Annotated in this window: 19 protein-coding genes and 2 tRNA genes; 19 read left to right on the top strand and 2 right to left on the bottom strand. The window is 44.6% G+C overall.

Annotation, left to right across the window (positions count from 1 at the left end; genetic code table 11):
- Positions 1-120: 120 nt before the first annotated feature.
- Together EV146_RS26445 and EV146_RS26440 are read right to left on the bottom strand one after the other, a co-directional pair.
- Positions 121-192: transfer RNA gene (locus tag EV146_RS26445), tRNA-Glu, on the bottom strand.
- Positions 193-288: 96 nt separating this feature from the next.
- A tRNA-Met gene (locus EV146_RS26440) sits at positions 289-362 on the bottom strand.
- Positions 363-579: 217 nt separating this feature from the next.
- Between EV146_RS26440 and spoIIE the strand changes: the two genes are divergently transcribed.
- The 19 genes from spoIIE (at position 580) to lysS (ending at position 20,573) form a co-directional block, all read left to right on the top strand.
- Positions 580-3,045, top strand: coding sequence for a stage II sporulation protein E (spoIIE, locus tag EV146_RS26435; protein ID WP_132011572.1), 2,466 nt, complete (start codon positions 580-582; stop codon positions 3,043-3,045).
- A gap of 173 nt (positions 3,046-3,218) precedes the next feature.
- On the top strand, positions 3,219-3,992 hold the full coding sequence (locus EV146_RS26430) for a vWA domain-containing protein (RefSeq protein WP_132011571.1): 774 nt from the start codon (positions 3,219-3,221) through the stop codon (positions 3,990-3,992).
- Positions 3,961-4,950 carry a protein kinase domain-containing protein gene (locus tag EV146_RS26425; RefSeq protein WP_132011575.1) on the top strand — a complete coding sequence of 330 codons (990 nt, stop codon included), beginning with the start codon at positions 3,961-3,963 and terminating at the stop codon, positions 4,948-4,950. The genes EV146_RS26430 and EV146_RS26425 overlap by 32 nt, the downstream gene beginning before the upstream one ends.
- 177 nt (positions 4,951-5,127) lie before the next feature.
- Positions 5,128-6,516, top strand: a complete 1,389-nt coding sequence (gene tilS / locus EV146_RS26420) for a tRNA lysidine(34) synthetase TilS (RefSeq protein WP_373566097.1) — start codon at positions 5,128-5,130, stop codon at positions 6,514-6,516.
- Positions 6,517-6,538: 22 nt separating this feature from the next.
- Positions 6,539-7,084 carry a hypoxanthine phosphoribosyltransferase gene (gene hpt, locus EV146_RS26415; protein ID WP_132011570.1) on the top strand — a complete coding sequence of 182 codons (546 nt, stop codon included), beginning with the start codon at positions 6,539-6,541 and terminating at the stop codon, positions 7,082-7,084.
- Between the two features lie 128 nt (positions 7,085-7,212).
- Entirely contained in the window at positions 7,213-9,174 is a 1,962-nt protein-coding gene (gene ftsH, locus EV146_RS26410) for an ATP-dependent zinc metalloprotease FtsH (RefSeq protein ID WP_132011569.1), read from the top strand.
- A 108-nt stretch (positions 9,175-9,282) separates the two neighbouring features.
- Positions 9,283-10,047 carry a type III pantothenate kinase gene (locus tag EV146_RS26405; protein WP_121610351.1) on the top strand — a complete coding sequence of 255 codons (765 nt, stop codon included), beginning with the start codon at positions 9,283-9,285 and terminating at the stop codon, positions 10,045-10,047.
- 37 nt (positions 10,048-10,084) lie between these two features.
- Entirely contained in the window at positions 10,085-10,963 is an 879-nt protein-coding gene (hslO, locus tag EV146_RS26400) for an Hsp33 family molecular chaperone HslO (protein WP_132011568.1), read from the top strand.
- Between the two features lie 20 nt (positions 10,964-10,983).
- On the top strand, positions 10,984-11,865 hold the full coding sequence (locus EV146_RS26395) for a peptidyl-prolyl cis-trans isomerase (protein WP_309136141.1): 882 nt from the start codon (positions 10,984-10,986) through the stop codon (positions 11,863-11,865).
- Positions 11,866-12,025: 160 nt separating this feature from the next.
- Positions 12,026-12,952: a cysteine synthase A gene (gene cysK, locus EV146_RS26390; RefSeq protein ID WP_132011567.1), complete on the top strand. Its 927-nt coding sequence runs from the start codon at positions 12,026-12,028 to the stop codon at positions 12,950-12,952.
- 128 nt (positions 12,953-13,080) lie between these two features.
- Positions 13,081-14,490 carry an aminodeoxychorismate synthase, component I gene (pabB, locus tag EV146_RS26385; RefSeq protein ID WP_132011566.1) on the top strand — a complete coding sequence of 470 codons (1,410 nt, stop codon included), beginning with the start codon at positions 13,081-13,083 and terminating at the stop codon, positions 14,488-14,490.
- Complete coding sequence (gene pabA, locus EV146_RS26380) at positions 14,487-15,095, top strand: aminodeoxychorismate/anthranilate synthase component II (RefSeq protein WP_132011565.1); 609 nt, start codon at positions 14,487-14,489, stop codon at positions 15,093-15,095. Before pabB ends, pabA begins: the two co-directional genes overlap by 4 nt.
- A gap of 2 nt (positions 15,096-15,097) precedes the next feature.
- Positions 15,098-15,955: an aminodeoxychorismate lyase gene (gene pabC, locus EV146_RS26375; protein WP_132011564.1), complete on the top strand. Its 858-nt coding sequence runs from the start codon at positions 15,098-15,100 to the stop codon at positions 15,953-15,955.
- 14 nt (positions 15,956-15,969) lie between these two features.
- A complete protein-coding gene (gene folP, locus EV146_RS26370) occupies positions 15,970-16,815 on the top strand; it encodes a dihydropteroate synthase (RefSeq protein WP_132011563.1) in 846 nt (281 codons plus the stop codon).
- Positions 16,808-17,173, top strand: a complete 366-nt coding sequence (folB, locus tag EV146_RS26365) for a dihydroneopterin aldolase (protein ID WP_132011562.1) — start codon at positions 16,808-16,810, stop codon at positions 17,171-17,173. The genes folP and folB overlap by 8 nt, the downstream gene beginning before the upstream one ends.
- Entirely contained in the window at positions 17,170-17,694 is a 525-nt protein-coding gene (gene folK, locus EV146_RS26360) for a 2-amino-4-hydroxy-6-hydroxymethyldihydropteridine diphosphokinase (protein ID WP_132011561.1), read from the top strand. Before folB ends, folK begins: the two co-directional genes overlap by 4 nt.
- Positions 17,646-17,873: a helix-turn-helix domain-containing protein gene (locus tag EV146_RS26355; protein ID WP_121610342.1), complete on the top strand. Its 228-nt coding sequence runs from the start codon at positions 17,646-17,648 to the stop codon at positions 17,871-17,873. Before folK ends, EV146_RS26355 begins: the two co-directional genes overlap by 49 nt.
- 22 nt (positions 17,874-17,895) lie before the next feature.
- Complete coding sequence (gene dusB, locus EV146_RS26350) at positions 17,896-18,897, top strand: tRNA dihydrouridine synthase DusB (protein ID WP_132011560.1); 1,002 nt, start codon at positions 17,896-17,898, stop codon at positions 18,895-18,897.
- 191 nt (positions 18,898-19,088) lie between these two features.
- On the top strand, positions 19,089-20,573 hold the full coding sequence (gene lysS, locus EV146_RS26345; RefSeq protein WP_132011559.1) for a lysine--tRNA ligase: 1,485 nt from the start codon (positions 19,089-19,091) through the stop codon (positions 20,571-20,573).
- Positions 20,574-20,931: the final 358 nt, after the last annotated feature.

Below are 20,931 nucleotides of genomic sequence, written 5' to 3'. Positions count from 1 at the left end.
AATTAAAAATAAGAAGAAAATCGTAAAAATATAGAAAATGAACCAAATAAAAAGCTTGTGGAAGAAAAAATAGTGCCTTTCTCCACAAGCTGAGCACTGGAAGTTTCCAGTGCTTTTAGATGACCCCTACGGGATTCGAACCCGTGTTACCGCCGTGAAAGGGCGGTGTCTTAACCGCTTGACCAAGGGGCCTTATTAAAAATATTTTATTTACACAACTGCCTGCAATGTTTTGCGAATAAACAGGCTGCATTGCTATTCGCTGTCCAGCAGCCCCGCATTTCTAAATAGCGGCGGAGGGGATCGAACCCCCGACCTTACGGGTATGAACCGTACGCTCTAGCCAGCTGAGCTACACCGCCATAATGAAAACTGCCTTGTCTCGAGTCTTGAGGCACAAGAAATATAATACCGAGATTCTGTATTCCTGTCAATAAAAAATTTAAAAGGAATATGTCGGCTGAATAACAAATAATCAGTCGAACGAAAGTCCTGTGCTCGTCCTCATTTTTGACAAAATTCTGACAATTACTCTCTTATAATTATCCTCAACGATAAAAAATGCAGGGAGTGTATGGTATGCAAAATGTGGAAAGGAACACGGTGAAGCCAATGGGTGAAGTTGAACTTGCTAAACCGAAACTTGATCTATCCAACGTACTGACTAAGCTGCAGACACAAGTCGAAAGCTTCTTCCTTAAGAAAGGATATATTTTCCTGTTTATCGGTTTTTTATTGGGACGGGCTTTAATTTTAGCGAAGCTTACCCCTTTTAGCCTGCCTTTCTTTGCTGCAGTCTATTTTGTCAGAAGGGACCGTGCCCCGATAGCCCTTTTTGGACTTGTTGCAGGAGCCGCTACTCTTGCTTTGAGCGAGGCTGCTTTTACATTCGGGTCAATCGTGCTTTTCCTCCTTCTTTACCGTCTGGCTGAAAAGTGGGTTGAGGATGAACTTAAAGGCCTTCCGATCCTTGTTTTTTCTACTATAATCACAGTAGAATTTTTAAAAATATTGATAGGAAGCGGCGAGTTCACTATATATGAGAGTGCCATGGCAGCCATTGAGTCCGGGCTTGGCCTCATCCTTACTCTGATCTTTTTGCAAAGCATTCCGCTGATGACTGTCAGCAAAAGGAAGCAGTCCTTGAAAACGGAGGAAATTGTCTGTTTGATCATTATGCTGGCATCGGTGATGACCGGAACCATCGGCTGGTCCATATATGACCTATCTATTGAACATACACTGGCACGATATCTGGTATTGGTATTTTCTTTTGTTGCAGGAGCCACCGTCGGCTCTACTGTAGGGGTGGTAACTGGCCTGATCTTTAGTCTCGCCAATGTATCAAGCTTTTACCATATGAGCCTTCTTGCCTTTGCAGGGCTGCTGGGAGGACTGCTGAAAGAAGGCAGAAAGCTCGGGGTGGCATTAGGGTTAATTATTGCTACTTTACTGATTGGCATGTACGGAGAAGGCGGGGAGCAGCTAAGCAAAACCATGCTTGAATCGGCCGCCGCTGTACTCTTATTTCTATTGACCCCAAGCTCGCTAACTTCGAAGATTGCCAAGCATATCCCGGGAACACCTGAGTACACGGCAGAACAGCAGCAATATATGAGGAAAATGCGTGACGTAACGGCACGCAGGGTGGCCCAGTTTTCTAACGTCTTCCAGGCACTTTCAAAGAGTTTTTCAACCATTGAGGATCAAACCGAACCGGAAGAGGCCTCCCGTGATCTTGACTACTTTTTAAGCAATGTTACGGAAAAGACCTGTCAGACCTGTTTTAAAAAGGACCATTGCTGGGCCAGGAACTTTAATACAACCTATGATTACATGAGTGAGATTATGCATGAAATGGATAACCAGTCCGGAACCGTATCACCGAGGCTATCGAGAGAGTGGGATAAGCATTGCACAAGATCTAAAAAGGTAATGGAGATCATGCAGCAGCAGCTTACTTATTACCAGGCGAACCGCAAACTTAAAAAGCAGGTGCAGGAAAGCAGGAAGCTGGTGGCAGATCAGTTGCTTGGTGTTTCGGAGGTTATGGGTGACTTTGCTAAAGAAATTCAGCGGGAGAGGGAAAACCACCATAAGCAAGAGGAGCAGATTCTTGAAGCACTTCAGGATTTCGGCATCCAAATTGAACAGGTGGATATCTACAGCCTGGAACAGGGCAATGTCGATATCGACATGACTATTCCTTACTGCGGGGGTCATGGTGAATGTGAAAAACTGATTGCTCCTATGCTTTCGGATATCCTCGGTGAAACTATCCTGGTGAATTCCGAGGAATGTTCCCCTTTTCCTAATGGAGTCTGTCACGTTACCTTCAGATCAGCCAAGGCCTATGCCGTAAAAACGGGCGTTGCCCATGCTGCCAAGGACGGGGATCTGGTTTCAGGTGACAGTTTTTCAACGATTGAGCTTGGCGGAGGAAAGTATGCCATCGCCATCAGTGACGGGATGGGGAATGGAGAGAGGGCCCATTCAGAGAGCCAGGAAACCCTTATGCTCCTCCAGCAAATACTCCAGTCCGGAATTGAAGAACAAGTAGCGATAAAATCAGTGAATTCGATTCTTTCCCTGAGAACAACCGATGAAATTTTCTCCACACTTGATCTGGCTGTCATTGACCTTCAAAATGCCTCCTCACGTTTTCTGAAAATCGGCTCTACGCCGAGTTTTATTAAAAGAGGAAACAAAATTATTAAGATTCAGGCAAGCAATCTGCCAATGGGAATTTTGCAGGAGTTTGAAGTGGATGTCGTCAGCGAGCAGCTTAAAGCCAAAGACCTGCTCATTATGATGAGCGATGGTGTTTTTGAGGGTCCAAAGCATGTTGAAAATTATGATCTATGGATGAAGAGGAAAATTAGCGAGCTGCAGACGGATGACCCACAAGCAATAGCAGACCTGATAATGGAAGAAGTCATTCGTTCCCGTTCAGGGCTGATTGAGGATGATATGACTGTAGTCGTAGCCAAAATCGATCATAATATTCCAAAATGGGCCTCCATCCCAGTGAAGAAAGAGGCTTGATATACATGAAAGGACGTCCTGGTGCCGTTGGTCTTAGCCGGCCAGCGCTTTTCGGACTTGCACAGGATGTGCTGACTTCGGCGTTTGCCACAGGATGTGGGATTAATTAGCCGAAGATCTCTGAAATGTCGCCTCCGCTTTTCTATGTATATTTCATTGGTTCTTCGTCGAGAATGGTAACAAATTTAGCCAACGGAGGGAGACTTTCTATGAGGACCGGGACTTTAAAGCAAATTTTGCTGATTACGGATGGTTGTTCGAATCAGGGGGAAGACCCGATTGCCATGTCTGCACTTGCAAAGGAGCAAGGAGTCACAGTCAATGTAATCGGTGTAATGGAGCAGGACGTCATTGATGATCAGGGATTAAAGGAAATCGAAGGAATCGCCCTTGCCGGTGGAGGGGTAAGCCAGGTGGTTTATTCCCAGCAGCTTTCCCAGACCGTGCAAATGGTCACAAGGAAAGCCATGACCCAGACATTGCAGGGGGTTGTGAACAAAGAGCTGCAGCAGATCTTAGGAGGAGCAAAAACAATGGAAGATCTGCCTCCTGAAAAGAGAGGCGAAATTATGGAGGTTGTGGATGAGCTGGGAGAAGCGGTTGAACTGGAGGTTTTGATCCTCGTTGATACGAGTGCAAGCATGAAGCATAAACTTCCGACCGTAAAAGAAGCGCTGCTTGACTTAAGCCTAAGTTTGAATGCACGTTCGGGTTCCAACCGGTTTTCGGTGTTTGTATTTCCCGGGAAAAAGACAGAGGTTGAAAAACTTTTGGACTGGACACCGAGATTGGAGTCCTTGTCATCGATTTTTTCAAAATTGACCACTGGCGGCATTACACCTACTGGCCCTGCCATCCAGGAAGCCATAAGCTATTTCCAGAAAAAACGTTCGTTAAGGAGTCTGCTTTCCCGTGATGATGAACAATTCTTTGAAGAGTCTGTGTAAAGTTGCCCCTGGTACAGTCATTAAGGGTAAATGGCACAAATATGAATATACGGTCATAAAGGAACTCGGCTTTGGGGCAAACGGCATTGTTTATTTAGCTCGGAATGCCAATCAGCAGGTAGCCTTAAAGATGAGTGATAACGCTATGTCTGTTACTTCTGAAGTAAATGTGCTAAAAGCCTTTGCTAAGGTCCAGGGCTCTGCCCTCGGACCTTCTTTGCTTGATGTTGATGACTGGGAGCGAAGCGGCACAAAAATATCGTTTTACGTAATGGAGTTTATAAAGGGTCCTGATTTACTGCATTTTATTCATCAAAAAGGGTCGGACTGGATGGGTGTATTGTTCCTGCAGCTGCTGGCGGATCTTGCTGATTTGCATAAAAATGGCTGGGTGTTTGGAGATTTGAAGCCGGAGAATTTAATTGTTAGCGGCCCCCCCGCACGGATTCGCTGCATTGATGTGGGAGGGACCACTCTAAAGGGGAGGGCCATTAAAGAGTTTACCGAGTTCTTCGACAGGGGCTACTGGGGTTTGGGAAGCCGCAAAGCAGATGAACGCTATGATTTATTTGCGGTTGGGATGATCATGCTCAACACTGCCTATCCCAAGCGATTTACCAAGACGACAGGCGGGATCAACCAGCTTCTGCCGATGATCAAACAAAAGCCGGAGCTGCGTAAATTCGAGTTGGTGATAAATAAAGCACTGTCAGGACAGTATCAGTCGGCTGAACAAATGAGAATGGAACTGCTGCACGTTCTTCAGCCCGCTTCACCCAACGGTGCTCCCCGTGTCAAACAGGCACCCGTAAAAACGCAAGGTTCTGTTGGAAGCAGGACGAAGTCAAGGCAGTCACAAGTAAGGCAAAAAAAGAAGAGTGGACTTTTTGAAACCTGTCTGATTATTTCGGCTATTACTTTTATATATTTTTTATATATTTACATGCAGGTTTTATAATTTATTGAAACTTTTATAAGGGTTATTCGTATAATAGAGATATTGTTAAAGAATCCCTTGTCCGCTTCTTTCAATCTATAGCGGAAATAGGTTCCCGTTAATGGAAAGAAAGATGCGGATTTCAAGATTAAAGTGCTATAGCAAGGGTAAATGTAATAAACCCACCAAAGGAAGAACATGATGATTGGAAAAAAAGTGAAAGATTTCATGGAAAGGCACTCATTTCATTTGGAAGGTAAGTGCATTGCAGTTGGCGTATCTGGCGGACCAGACTCTCTAGCCTTGCTACATTATCTATGGAGGCTTCGCGCAAGTACGGGTATAAAAATTGTCGCTGCCCACTTTGACCATATGTTCAGGGGTCAAGAATCGTATTTAGAGTCGATGTTTGTCAGGGATTTTTGTAAAGAACGAGACATCCTGTTTGAAATGGAGCAAAAAGATGTTCCGTCCTATATTGAAAAAACCGGTAAAAACCCCCAGCTGGCTTCAAGAGAGCTTAGATACGAGTTTTACGGGAAGGTAATGGTTCAGCACCATTTGGATTTTCTTGCTTTAGGCCATCATGGAGATGACCAGGTCGAGACGATATTAATGCGAATGACAAGAGGAAGTACCGGGAAAGCAAGGGCAGGAATTCCATTTCTCAGGCCATTTCAGAATGGATACATTGTTCGCCCGTTTTTATGTCTGACCAAACAGGATATTGAAAGATACTGCCAATCTCATCAGCTTGATCCAAGAAGGGACCCAAGCAATGAAAAGGACATTTACAGCCGAAATCGTTTCAGGAAGAATGTGCTGCCTTTTATGAAAAACGAGAACGCCCATGTGCACGAGCACTTTCAGCGGTTCAGTGAGGAACTGCAAAGTGACGAAGAATATCTTGCTGAATTGACTGAGGCAAATTTGAATAAAATAATCAAGAAGGAAAAAGGGGAGATTGCCCTTGATATCCGTTCCTTTCTAGAAATGCCAATGCCTTTACAAAGGAGAGGGATTAAACTAATATTAAACTATCTTTACGAAGAACAGACTTCTTCTCTTTCTGCTGTACATATTGATAGTATATTTTCAATCATTCGCAACCCTCATCCTTCCGGAACTATTGACTTACCCAATGGATTAAAAATCGTCCGCTCGTATGAAAAATGTCATTTCGGGAAAAATCCCGAAAAGTGGGAGCCTTACCTATTTGAACTTAATGGGCCTGGTAAGATTTCGCTGCCGCAGGGCGGAATGATTGAGGCGAAATACGTATGGGAAGAATCCATAGCTCCTCAAGTTCAGGACACTTTCATTCTGGATTTAAACCAGGTGTCCCTTCCGCTAGTAATAAGGACAAGGAAGCCCGGTGACCGGATGACACTGAAGGGGATGTCGGGTACCAGAAAGATCAAAGATATTTTTATTGATGAAAAAATCCCAATTTCCGAACGAGATAAATGGCCAGTTATTACTGACCGTTCAGGAACTATTCTCTGGCTGCCAGGCTTGAAAAAATCAAGCCATTCAATTGGGGGCCCGGAAACCGGTGATTTATTGGAGTTAGCTTATAAGCAATGATTTCTTTCAGGGGGCACAAAAAATGAAACAAGACATTGAAAAAGTATTGATCTCAGAAGAGGAACTACAGGAAAAGACAAGGGAACTGGCTGCCAGATTAACAGAGGAATACCAGGACCGTTTCCCGCTGGCAATTGGAGTTCTAAAAGGCGCAATGCCTTTCATGGGAGATCTTTTAAAGAGAATTGACACTTACCTTGAGATGGACTTTATGGATGTTTCCAGCTACGGGAATTCCACAGTATCCTCAGGCGAGGTGAAAATCCTGAAGGACCTCGATACTTCTGTTGAAGGCAGGGATATCCTTATTATTGAGGATATAATTGACAGTGGACTTACCTTAAGCTATCTTGTGGAGCTTTTCCGCTACCGTAAAGCCAAGTCCATTAAAATTGTTACCCTGCTGGACAAACCGACAGGCAGAAAAGCAGATATTCAGGCCGATTATGTTGGCTTTATCGTACCCGATGAATTTGTCGTTGGATACGGGTTGGATTACGCAGAAAAATACCGGAACCTTCCATATATCGGTGTTTTGAAGCCGGAAGTTTACAGCAAAAGCGAATAGAAGTTTCTTGCAGTAAAACGGTATCATTCGTGATTTTGCAAGGGTTAACGAAGGTTAAATTCTTGTGCATGCGGAATTTTCTATGATACTATTTAATATAGTTTGTTTACAGTGGGAGGAGGTAAGGGATGAATCGGATTTTCCGTAATACCATCTTTTATTTATTGATATTTTTAGTCATTATTGGCGTTGTCAGTTTTTTTAATGGCAGTAACGAACCGACAAAGCATCTTCCGTACAATGAGTTCGTTGACAGACTTGAAAATGGCGACGTTGAGTCACTTACCATACAGCCTGAACGCGGTGTATATGAAGTAAGAGGCAAAATGGAAAATGCTGAAGAAGATGAAACTTTCCTTACGTATATATGGAATAGTGAAGCTACATTGGCGGAACTTAGGGCAGCTGCTGAAGAAGCAGATGTGGAAGTCCTTCCTGCCAAGGAAACAAGCGGCTGGGTGACATTCTTTACATCCATCATACCGTTTATCATTATCTTCATCTTATTCTTCTTCTTGTTGAATCAGGCGCAGGGCGGCGGCAGCCGGGTCATGAACTTCGGTAAAAGCAAAGCCAAGCTGTACAATGATGAGAAGAAAAAAGTCCGCTTTAAGGATGTTGCAGGTGCTGATGAAGAGAAACAGGAACTCGTGGAAGTTGTGGAATTCCTGAAAGATCCCCGCAAGTTTGCGGAGCTTGGTGCCCGTATTCCTAAGGGAATCCTGCTGGTTGGACCTCCGGGTACTGGTAAAACCTTGTTGGCCCGTGCGGTTGCTGGTGAGGCGGGCGTACCGTTCTTCTCCATCAGTGGTTCCGACTTTGTTGAAATGTTTGTCGGTGTGGGTGCTTCCCGCGTCCGTGATCTATTTGAAAATGCAAAGAAAAATGCACCATGTATTATATTTATCGATGAAATTGATGCAGTTGGACGACAGCGTGGAGCAGGTCTTGGCGGAGGTCATGACGAGCGCGAGCAGACGCTCAACCAGTTGCTTGTTGAAATGGATGGTTTCGGCGCAAATGAAGGAATTATCATTGTCGCTGCAACCAACCGTCCGGATATCCTGGATCCAGCATTGCTGCGCCCGGGCCGGTTTGACCGCCAGATCACGGTTGACCGTCCTGATGTTAATGGCCGTGAAGCCGTGCTTAAAGTACATGCCCGGAACAAGCCGCTTTCAGAGTCGGTTAATCTAAAGGCAATTGCACAGCGGACTCCAGGTTTCTCGGGAGCCGATCTTGAAAATCTGTTAAATGAAGCGGCGCTGGTAGCAGCCCGCCAGAATAAGAAAAAAATTGAAATGGATGACATTGATGAAGCGACAGACCGTGTCATTGCGGGTCCTGCCAAGAAGACTCGTGTCATCTCCAAAAAAGAGCGGAATATAGTTGCCTTCCATGAAGGGGGACATACGGTCATTGGGCTGGTGCTTGATGATGCGGATATTGTCCATAAGGTAACGATTGTTCCACGCGGACAGGCGGGAGGCTATGCGGTGATGCTTCCTAGGGAAGACCGCTACTTCATGACAAAGCCTGAGCTTCTTGATAAAATTACCGGCCTCCTTGGCGGCCGTGTTGCCGAGGAAATCGTCTTTGGTGAGGTAAGTACAGGAGCCCATAACGACTTCCAGCGTGCAACAGGAATTGCAAGAAAGATGGTTACGGAATACGGAATGAGTGATAAACTCGGACCGCTCCAATTCGGTCAGTCACAGGGAGGACAGGTATTCCTCGGACGTGACTTCAATAATGAGCAGAATTACTCCGATGCGATTGCATATGAAATTGACTTGGAAATTCAGCGCATTATTAAAGAGTGCTATGAGAAGGCCAGAAAAATCCTGACTGAAAACCGCGAAAAACTCGATATTATTGCCAAAACGCTTCTCGAAGTGGAAACACTGGATGCTGAACAGATTAAACACCTTGCAGAACATGGCAAGCTGCCTGATCGCAGTGCCCCTGTTATAACAGGCGATGATGTAAAAGTCACAATCAGTTCTAAAAAGGACGAGGATTCTGCTGGTTCCGGAGATAAGCCGGTCCAGGACGATGCTAATCCGAATGGTGACAAACCGAACGCTTAAGAATTGGACGCTCTCTTGCAGGGCGTCTTTTTCTTTTTGGAATTTTGGTAATTGTGATATGATGTTGGCAGTATTTGTTTAGAAAATTTCCTTAAAGTGGTGAGCGACTTGATTTTTGTATTTGATGTAGGAAATACGAATATCGTTTTAGGTGTATATGAACAGGAAGAATTAAAGCATCATTGGCGAATCGAGACAAGCAGGAACCGAAGTGAAGATGAGTATGGGATGACCATTAAGGCTTTGTTCGACAGTGTCCAGCTGTCATTTTCTGAAATAGATGGAATTATTATTTCGTCCGTCGTCCCTCCCATCATGTTTGCTTTAGAAAGAATGTGCCAGAAGTACTTTAACCTGAAGCCGTTGGTGGTTGGACCAGGAATTAAAACCGGCTTGAATATAAAATATGAAAACCCGCGTGAAGTAGGAGCTGACCGGATCGTTAATGCGGTTGCCGCAATCCATGAGTATGGAAGCCCTTTGATTATTGTGGACTTTGGGACTGCAACTACGTACTGTTATATAAATGAGCAAAAGCAGTATATGGGCGGGGCTATTGCTCCCGGTATCGGGATTTCTACGGAAGCCCTCTATTCAAGGGCAGCCAAGCTGCCGCGCATTGAAATTTCCCGTCCGGATGATATTATCGGGAAAAATACTGTTGCAGCGATGCAATCCGGCATTTTATATGGATATGTGGGGCAGGTAGAGGGAATAGTTAAACGGATGAAGGCAAAAGGAGACACCGATCCTACGGTCATTGCGACTGGGGGGCTTGCCGGATTAATTGCAGGGGAGTCAGACATCATTGATATTGTCGACCCGTTTTTGACTTTAAAAGGTTTACAGCTGATTTATAAACGAAACCAATAATGTAAGAAATGCTATGCAATCAGAAAGGAGCTATTTCATGAAGGATTATTTAGTGAGGGCGCTTGCCTTTGAGGGCCAGGTCAGGGCTTATGCTGTTAAAAGTACAGATACGGTTGGGGAGGCACAGCGCCGCCATTATACATGGCCTGTAGCTTCGGCTGCATTAGGGCGTACAATGTCTGCAGGCTTGATGATGGGTGCGATGCTTAAGGGGGACGATAACCTTACGATTAAAATCGAGGGCGGTGGACCCATTGGGGTCATCATAGTTGACAGCAACGCAAAAGGCGAAGTCCGCGGATATGTATCCAATCCTCATGTACATTTTGATTTAAATGAACAGGGAAAGCTTGATGTCCGGAGAGCAGTAGGGACAACCGGAATGCTTTCGGTTGTGAAGGATATTGGTCTAAGGGACTATTTTACCGGACAGGTGCCTATTGTATCTGGAGAACTTGGTGAAGATTTTACCTATTATTTTGCTACATCTGAGCAAGTTCCTTCATCCGTGGGTGTAGGAGTTTTAGTAAACCCCGACAACACAATCAAAGCAGCAGGCGGCTTCATTATTCAGCTTATGCCTGGGGCCGATGATGAAACAATCACAAAAATTGAAAACCGGCTGAAGGAAATCCCTCCAGTCTCCAAACTGATTGAAAAAGGGCTGACTCCTGAGCAGCTGCTCGAAGCCGTACTTGGGGAGGGGAATGTCAGTTTCCTTGATACCATTCCGGTTACTTTTACCTGCAAATGTTCAAAAGACCGATTTGCTGCTGCAATTGTCAGTCTTGGTGCGGACGAGATTGACGATATGATTGATAAAGAAGGCCAGGCAGAAGCGCAATGTCATTTTTGCAATGAAAAATATATCTATTCACGAGAAGAGTTAGAGCAGTTAAAGAGCGACGCTAAATAAGTTTCACCCTGGGGGAAGGAATGTTGGATAAAAAGCAGCTTTGGCTGATTATAGCAGCCTTGGCCATTGTCAACATCGTAACCGTTGTGTACTTTATGACAAGGCCTGGCTGGGGGATGGAAAAGGAAACAGTAGCCACGGTTGGAAACCAAAAGATTAACCGTCAGGAATGGTTAAATGAACTTGAAGAGAGATATGGGAAAGATACATTAAGGGACCTTGTTGACAAAAAGGTCATTGAGAATATGGCCGATCAGTATGATATTAAGATCCCGAAAAAATCCCTCGAGCGGGAACTCACTCTTTATAAGACCCTGTACGGGGCAGAGGGGCAGCATCTGAATGATAAGGCCTTTGAGGAAGAAGTGAAGACAAACCTTATGCTCGAGGAGCTGCTGACCAAGGATGCCGTCATTTCAGAGAAAGACATTCAAAGATACTATAATGAGAACGAAAGCCTGTTTGACATTCCAGCCTCCTATCACTTGTCCCAAATTATCGTCAGTACCCTGGCCGATGCAGAAAGAACCCTAAAAGAGCTTGAAGGCGGTTCGAGTTTCAGTGCTTTGGCCATGGAACGTTCGCTTGATGAGTTTTCTTCCAATCAAGGCGGGGACATCGGCTTTGTCAGCGAGGAAAACGAAAGGTTGGCCCCTTCCGTCTTAAAGGAAGCTCGGGATATGCAAGAGGGTACCTGGTCCGGGCCGATTAAGCTTGAAAAGGGATATGCAATTCTCTTTTTGCATGAAAAGATGGCAGGAAAAAAATATACCTTTTCTGAAGTAAAAGACCAGATCAGGCGGCAACTAGCGATTGAGCAGATGGACACTCCTGTTTCTGCGAGGGCATTTTGGAATGAAGCTGATGTAACCTGGTTTTATGGGAATAAGGAAGAGGATTAAAAGAAAAAAAGCATATCCCATTGGGGTCGTGCCCTTTTTTACATAAAAGTTTTTAGAATTTTAACAAAGTAACTAGGTAAAAGGATTGACATCAGCCTATAAGACTGGTAAATTTTAATTAAACCAATAAAATTAGTCGGAATAGTAGGGGGGATTAAAAATGGTACGTATTGCAAATTCCATAACTGAGTTAATAGGCCAGACACCAATCGTTAAGTTAAATAACCTTACAGATGAAAACAGTGCAGATGTTTATGTAAAACTTGAATATATGAACCCGGGCAGCAGCGTAAAGGACCGTATCGGTCTTGCGATGATTGAAGCGGCTGAAGAAAGCGGAGAGCTGAAGAAAGGCGACACGCTAATTGAGCCTACCAGTGGAAATACAGGGATTGGCCTTGCAATGGTGGCGGCAGCTAAAGGCTATAAGGCAATTTTAGTAATGCCTGAAACCATGAGCATGGAGCGCCGTAACCTTTTAAGAGCTTACGGAGCGGAGCTTGTTCTCACTCCCGGACCCGAGGGTATGGGCGGTGCCATTCGCAAAGCTGAAGAGCTTGCGAAGGAAAATGGCTATTTTGTGCCGCAGCAGTTTAAGAATGCTGCCAACCCTGCAGTCCATGAAAAAACAACTGGTCCGGAAATCGTTGAGCAAATGGGCGATCAGTTAGACGCATTTGTTTCTGGAATCGGAACAGGCGGTACGATTTCAGGTGCAGGAAAAGTGCTTCGCGAAAAGTACAGCGATATCAAAATTGTTGCAGTAGAGCCTAAAGATTCACCAGTATTGTCTGGAGGAAAGCCTGGCCCTCATAAAATTCAGGGTATTGGTGCAGGTTTCGTTCCGGATGTACTGAATACTGAGGTTTATGATGAAATTATCCAGGTAGAGAATGAGCAAGCGTTTGAATATGCACGCCGCGCGGCAAAAGAAGAGGGTGTACTCGGAGGGATTTCTTCTGGGGCAGCAATTTATGCCGCTTTGCAGGTTGCGAAGAAACTTGGAAAAGGCAAGAAGGTATTAGCCATCCTTCCAAGTAATGGAGAACGCTATTTGAGCACTCCTTTATATCAGTTTGAAGATTAAACATAAAAAATTAACAGAAAGAGGCAGGGCTGAGAGCCATTGCCTCTTTTTTTTTACAAAAATCACTGGAAAATTGAAGAGCATGCAGGCATTATGTATGATAAAGAGCAATGATAGGAGTGCGAAAAATGCCGAATTATGGTATTTACCATCAAAAAATTAGATTTGATCATGGGCGTTTCTTTAACCGGTATAATCAAATAGCAGAGGAATACAAGGAACATGTCCTGCTTGAAAGCGGGAGGGGCGGGAGATATTCGATTGCGGCTTTTGACCCTGCAGCATCTTTTATTGGCAAAAACAATGAACTAGAGATAAATGACCATACCGGAAAGAGGACGGTGAGTGGGAACCCGCTCGAAATCATGAGGGATTGGATGGGTCAATTTAGAGTGCAGGAGGGACCATTCCTGCCAGATTTTCGGGGCGGAGCCATTGGCTATATCAGCTATGACTATGCCAGATATATTGAAAGGCTCCCGAATATGTCTGCAGAGGATTTAGGAACTCCAGAAGTTCACTTTTTTATGTTTAACGAATGGTTTGTATTTGATCATGAAACAGAATGTCTTTGGGTAATGGTCTTGCATGAAAATGGGAAAGAGGCGGTGGCCGAGGAGAACGCCAATCAGTGGCTGGAGAAATGGAAGGCTGCTGGCGTTGAACCCGGAAGCAAGAAGGTAAAAAGGAAGGAAAGCACATTAGAGGTGTCCATGAGTGAAGAAGAGTTCATTCAGGCAGTGAAAAGAATCCAGGAATATATATCACAGGGTGACGTGTTCCAGGTAAACCTTTCTGTCCGCCAGACAAGGCCAGTATTCGTTCCTGCCAAATCGATTTACCAGAAGCTAAGAGAATTGAATCCCTCCCCTTATATGGCTTATTTCCATACAGATGAGTACCAGCTCGTAGGCGGGTCTCCGGAATTATTGGTAAAAATAAAAAACAGCGAGGTCAGTACGCGTCCCATTGCGGGCACACGGTCCAGAGGAAAGGACATGGAAGAGGATGAAAAGCTGGCCGCTGAGTTAATTGATAATGAAAAAGAACGGGCTGAACATGTCATGCTTGTCGACCTTGAACGGAATGACCTGGGGAAGGTTTGCAGATACGGGACAGTCGAGGTCGATGAATTCATGGTGATTGAAAAGTACTCACACGTCATGCATATTGTATCGAATGTCAGGGGCGAGCTTCGGGAAGGGGAAGATTGGAAGGATGTCATTCATGCCGTTTTCCCGGGAGGAACAATCACAGGGGCTCCAAAGGTGCGAACAATGGAAATCATTGAGGAGCTGGAACCTGTCAGAAGAGGACCGTATACAGGATCCCTTGGCTGGATTGGGTTTAATGGAGATATGGATATGAATATTATGATCAGGACCATGCTGGTAAAGGACGGACAAGCACACGTGCAGGCCGGCGCAGGGATCGTAATCGACTCCAGTCCTGAGAATGAATATAAGGAATCGCTAAAAAAGGCCTTCGCCTTATGGAGAGCAAAGGAACTTGCAGAAATGGAGGATGACTCTGAGTGATACTAATGATTGATAACTATGATTCTTTTACCTTTAATCTTGTTCAGTATCTGGGTGAATTAGGAGAGGAGCTCAAGGTAGTCAGGAATGACCAGCTGACCGTTGAACAAATTGCGGATCTAAATCCTAAATTCTTGATGATCTCACCAGGTCCGTGTTCTCCCAATGAAGCAGGGATCAGTCTGGAAGCCATTGAAGCCTTTGCCGGAAAGCTGCCGATATTCGGCGTCTGTCTGGGCCATCAGGCGATTGCCCAGGTATTTGGAGGAGATGTTGTACGGGCAGAACGGCTGATGCACGGGAAAACTTCAATGGTACACCACGATGACAGCACCATTTTTAAAGGGATTGACAATCCTTTTCCTGCTGCCAGATACCATAGTCTTATTGTAAAAAGAGAAACCCTTCCGGAGTGCCTGGAAGTTTCGGCGTGGACGGAGGAAGGGGAAATCATGGCTGTCAGACATAAGCATTTGTCTGTTGAAGGTGTCCAATTTCACCCTGAGTCCATCTTAACCACTGCCGGAAAGCAGCTGCTTCTTAATTTTATCAAAACGTACCAGGCCGGCCCGGTGCTCCTCCCAGCCGGGCATGAAAGAATATAGCTATGTTCATGTATTTCAACGGAGACTTCATCCATAAGGATGAAGTCCGCATATCGCCTTACGATCATGGTTTTTTATATGGAATTGGTCTGTTTGAAACGTTTCGGATTTATAACGGTCATCCTTTCTTATTGGATGACCACCTGGAACGTCTTAATGATGGTTTAAAACAGCTGAAGATAATGGCCCGTTTTCAAAGAGAAGAGATAAGAGAAATACTCAGCAGACTTCTAATGGAAAATGCCCTGGAAAATGCCTATATTAGGCTGAACGTATCTGCGGGTACAGGCGATATAGGATTGCGGACGGCAGAATACCTGAATCCTAATCTGCTGATCTTTGCCAAACCGCTTCCCCCTGCTGGGGACATGGCAGAAAAGAGGGTTCAAACACTCAGCCTCCCAAGGAACACGCCGGAAGGGACGGAACGGCTGAAATCACACCATTACCTTAATAATGTATTTGCCAAACAAGAAATAGGAGAGGTTCCGGATCTGGAGGGAGTCTTTCTGACCAAAGAGGGGTTTCTCGCTGAAGGGATTGTTTCAAATCTGTTTTGGGTAAGGGGCCAGGCTCTTTATACACCTTCTCTCGAAACGGGAATTTTAAACGGAATCACCCGCCAGTTTGTTATCGCGCTGGCCCGCACGTCCGGTCTGGAGATCAGGGAAGGGCTTTATCGTGAAGAGGAAGCAGAATCGGCAGAAGAACTCTTTTTGACGAATTCCATTCAAGAAATCGTTGGTGTAAACTCGTATAAAAGCAAAGCATTTCCAGGAAAAGAAGGTCCTGTAGCCAAGGAACTACTCAAGAGGTACGGAGAATACAGAACAAAACTCTGGAGCAGAAATGAATTGTAATTGGAGGCATAGGCATGACCAGTAAAAGGCAAGGTGTAATCCAGGCTGGGCGCTATAAGCTGGATTATGAACACAAAACATTAATTATGGGGATTCTGAACGTAACTCCAGATTCATTTTCAGATGGAGGAAAATATAACAGGATTGAGTCAGCTGTAGAACGTGCGCGCCAAATGGTCGAGGATGGGGCGGATATCATTGATATTGGCGGGGAGTCAACCCGTCCAGGATATACCCTTATTTCAGATGAGGAAGAGCTCGAGCGTATTGTTCCTGTTATTGAGGCTATATCTAAGAATGTGGATGCCCCTATCTCTGTCGATACATATAAGGCAAAAGTAGCGAGCGGAGCAATTGAGGCTGGAGCTCATATCATCAATGATATTTGGGGCGGAAAGTGGGACGATGAGATGTCGCAGGTGGCGGCTAAATATAATGTCCCATTCATTCTGATGCATAATCGCCATGACCGGAATTATGAAAATTATATCCGGGATGTGTTTAATGATCTTTACGAAAGTGTCGGACTCGCCATGCAGGCTGGTGTCAAGCCGGAAAATATCATTCTCGATCCTGGTATCGGGTTTGCAAAATCTCTCGAAGAAAATATTGAAATGATGAGGAACCTGGATACACTGGTTGCGCTAGGTTACCCGGTACTCCTTGGCACTTCAAGAAAATCTTTTATCGGAAAAATTCTTGATTTGCCGGTTTCTGAAAGAATGGAAGGTACTGGCGCCACAGTATGCTATGGCATTCAAAAGGGCTGCCAGATCATCCGGATTCATGATGTAAAGGAAATGGCCAGGATGGCAAAGATGATGGATGCGCTGATGGGAAAGGGGAATAAAAATGGATAAAATTCACCTGAACGAGATGAAGTTTTATGGCTATCACGGTGTTTTTTCGGAAGAAACTCGCCTTGGACAACGCTTTGCAGTCAACCTCACCGTGGAAGTTGACCTCTCAGAGGCAGGAAAAAGCGACCACCTGGACGATTCTATTAACTATGCAGAACTTTACCAGGTTTGTAAGGATGTTGTAGAGGGTCCGCCTTTTAAGCTGGTTGAGGCCGTTGCTGAAAAAATTGCCCAGGAGCTGCTAGCGAAGTTTGAACAGATAGCTGCCTGTCATGTAACGGTTATAAAGCCGGATCCTCCAATTCCTGGCCATTACAAATCGGTTGCAGTCGAAATTACAAGGAGCAGACAGCTGTGAGGAATATTGCATACATTTCAGCCGGCTCAAACCTAGGGGAGCGGTATAACTATCTAAAAAGAGCTACGATGCTGTTGCACCAAAATGAGAAGATTAAAGTGGTAAATGCTTCATCCATTTATGAAACAGATCCAGTGGGTTACCTGGATCAGGATCGATTTTTAAATATGGTGATTAAGGTAAATACTGCACTGGGGGCTTATGAATTACTGGACGCAATCATGGCCATTGAAAAGGAACTTGGGAGAAAAAGGGAAATTAGGTGGGGTCCAAGGACATTGGACCTTGACATTCTCCTGTATAATCAAGACAATATTAATTCAGAGAAGTTAATCGTTCCTCACCCAAGGATGCAGGAACGAGCTTTTGTCATGGTTCCATTATTAGAGATACAGCCAGATATTAAACTGCCGACTAAGGAGGGTTCCTTTTCCTCACTCGACAGTATACCTGATAAAGAAGGGGTACGAATATGGAAGCGGAAAAATGGGGAAGACGTATTCGGGCTTTTCGAAAGCTAAAAGGGTTTACTCAGGAAAGTTTTGCTAAAGAACTTGGGGTATCGGTCTCCATCCTTGGGGAAGTTGAAAGAGGGAACAGGATGCCCGATGTGACATTTATGAAGCAGGTTGCCCGGATGCTGAAAATTAGCATGGAAGAGCTCGCGCCACCCGAGGAACGCAATCAAATAAATAATTAACAAAAACTCAGGAGGTAAAGCCATGCTTAAAATAGGTGATATCATAATTGACAACCCTGTTGTTCTCGCACCAATGGCCGGAGTCTGCAATTCAGCTTTCCGCCTCACTGTTAAAGAATTCGGCGCCGGACTTGTATGTGCTGAAATGGTCAGTGATAAAGGGATTGTTTTACAAAATGAAAAAAGCATGAACATGCTTTATATAGATGAACGGGAAAACCCGTTAAGCCTTCAAATTTTTGGAGGAGAAAGGGAAACGCTTGTTCAGGCGGCCAAGTTTGTAGATAAAAATACGAATGCGGATATTATTGATATCAACATGGGCTGCCCTGTTCCAAAAATCACTAAATGTGATGCTGGAGCAAAATGGCTGCTTGATCCCAATAAAATTTATGAAATGGTGTCCGCAGTAGTAGATGCTGTCGACAAGCCGGTTACAGTCAAAATGCGCATGGGCTGGGATGACGACCATATCTTTGCGGTGAAAAATGCACAGGCGGTCGAGCGTGCGGGCGGCAGTGCGGTTGCCCTTCATGGCCGTACACGTGTACAGATGTATGAAGGAAAAGCAAATTGGGATATCATTCGTGAAGTCAAGCAATCCATAAATATTCCGCTGATTGGGAACGGTGATGTTCAGACCCCGCAAGACGCAAAGCGGATGCTAGATGAGACCGGGGTTGACGGAGTAATGATCGGACGTGCAGCGTTAGGTAATCCATGGGTGATTTACCGTACCGTGAAATACCTTGAAACCGGCGAGCTTATGGGTGAACCATCCGTTCGGGAAAAGATTGATGTCTGCCTCCTTCACCTTGACAGGCTGATTGCACTAAAGAATGAATATATCGCTGTCCGTGAAATGCGAAAGCATGCTGCGTGGTACCTTAAGGGCATCCGCGGCAACGCAAACGTCCGTAATTCTGTCAATGAATGCAGTACACGAGAGCAGCTGGTAACCTTGCTGACTGATTACGTAACCGAAGTAGAGGGGAAAATGGAGAAGGAATCACAGGCAGTATAGTTTGACTTTGACTTTTTCCTTTTCTATAATACTTTTGTTATTGACAAGGACTGCCAGGGGATAACTGGCAGTTTTTTTGCTATTTATGATATTTACTATGTCTGAAGCCGTTTAATTGTGTAAAATAATAAAAGTATCCAATCACGAGACTACATACCAGCCCTATTATTACTAAATTGGAGTGAATATATATGAGTCATGAAGAGTTAAATGACCAGCTCAAAGTCAGAAGAGATAAAATGAACGCCCTGCGGGAAAAAGGACTGGATCCTTTCGGCAAGCGCTTTGAAAGAACCCATGATACGGAGCAGCTTGTCCGTGAATTCGGTGAACTTGAAAAGGAAGAGCTAGAGGCCAAGAACGTAGTGGTTAAGATTGCCGGCCGGATTATGACTAAACGAGGAAAAGGAAAAGCTGGATTTGCCCATGTTAAGGATCTGACAGGACAGCTTCAAATCTATGTCCGCCAGGATGCTGTTGGCGAGGAGCAGTATGGAGTCTTCAATGAATCAGACCTTGGAGACCTTGTCGGTGTTGAAGGGACTCTATTTAAAACGAAGGTAGGAGAGCTTTCTGTCAAAGTAAGTGATTTTGTCTTCCTGACAAAGGCACTGCGTCCTCTTCCGGACAAATTCCACGGACTTAAAGATGTTGAGCAGCGCTATCGCCAAAGATACCTTGACTTGATTACCAGCGATGAAAGCAAAGAAACCTTCATTAACCGGAGCCGGATCATTCAATCCATGCGCCGTTATTTGGATGACCATGGTTATCTTGAGGTGGAAACACCAATGATGCATTCCATTGCAGGAGGAGCGTCTGCCCGACCGTTCATTACTCACCATAACGCCCTGGATATGACTCTTTACATGAGGATTGCCATTGAGCTGCATCTCAAGCGTCTTATTGTCGGTGGTCTGGAGAAAGTTTATGAAATTGGCCGCGTTTTCCGAAATGAAGGAGTATCTACCAGGCACAACCCTGAATTCACCATGATTGAGCTGTACGAAGCGTATGCGGATTACCGTGACATTATGTCACTGACGGAAAATCTGATCGCTCATATAGCCCAGGAAGTGCTGGGGACTACAACTGTCCAATACGGCGACTATGAAGTAGACTTAAAACCTGAGTGGAAAAGACTTCATATGGTCGATGCCATCAAGGAATACACAGGTGTAGATTTCTGGAAGGAAATGAGCACAGAGGAAGCACAGAAGCTTGCGAAAGAGCATGGGGTCGAAATTACAAAGCATATGCAATATGGTCATATCGTAAATGAATTCTTTGAACAAAAGGTAGAGGAAAAGCTGATTCAGCCCACCTTTATCTATGGCCATCCGGTGGAAATTTCTCCTCTTGCTAAAAAGAATGATGAAGATCCGCGCTTTACTGACCGCTTTGAGCTATTTATTGTGGCGCGGGAGCATGCAAATGCCTTCACAGAATTAAATGACCCAATTGATCAGAGGGAACGTTTTGAAGCGCAGCTAAAAGAAAAAGAGCAAGGCAATGATGAAGCGCACGAAATGGATGAAGATTTCATCGAAGCGCTGGAATACGGCATGCCTCCAACAGGCGGACTGGGAATAGGGATTGACCGTCTTGTTATGCTGTTAACCAATTCTCCATCTATTAGAGATGTATTGCTCTTCCCATTAATGAGACATCGCTAATTTAATTAAAAGCAAAGCAGAGATGCTTTGCTTTTTTTGTATGTAATTGTTGCTGATGAATTGAGCGAAAAATTTTACTTCAATGGATCATAAAAAAAGTTTAAAAAAGTATTGCCAGCGACTGATATAGGTGGTATATTTATTTCTGTTGCTGCGAGGACAGCGAGTCAACAATTGTTTTGATAAAAAAACTTGTTGACACAGAGTTCTTCGTCAGGTAATATATAAGAGTTGCTTCTTTAAAAAGGCGCAACGTGAATTGTTCTTTGAAAACTAAACAAACAAGCGTCAACAAACAATAAAACTTAGTGATTTCAAATCACTAGCCAACGTTTTTTCTTTTTTATGAGCTTAACTC

This window comes from Mesobacillus foraminis (assembly GCF_004340465.1).
Classification (GTDB): domain Bacteria; phylum Bacillota; class Bacilli; order Bacillales; family Cytobacillaceae; genus Mesobacillus_B; species Mesobacillus_B foraminis.
This window is presented reverse-complemented; position numbering and strand designations above follow the sequence as displayed.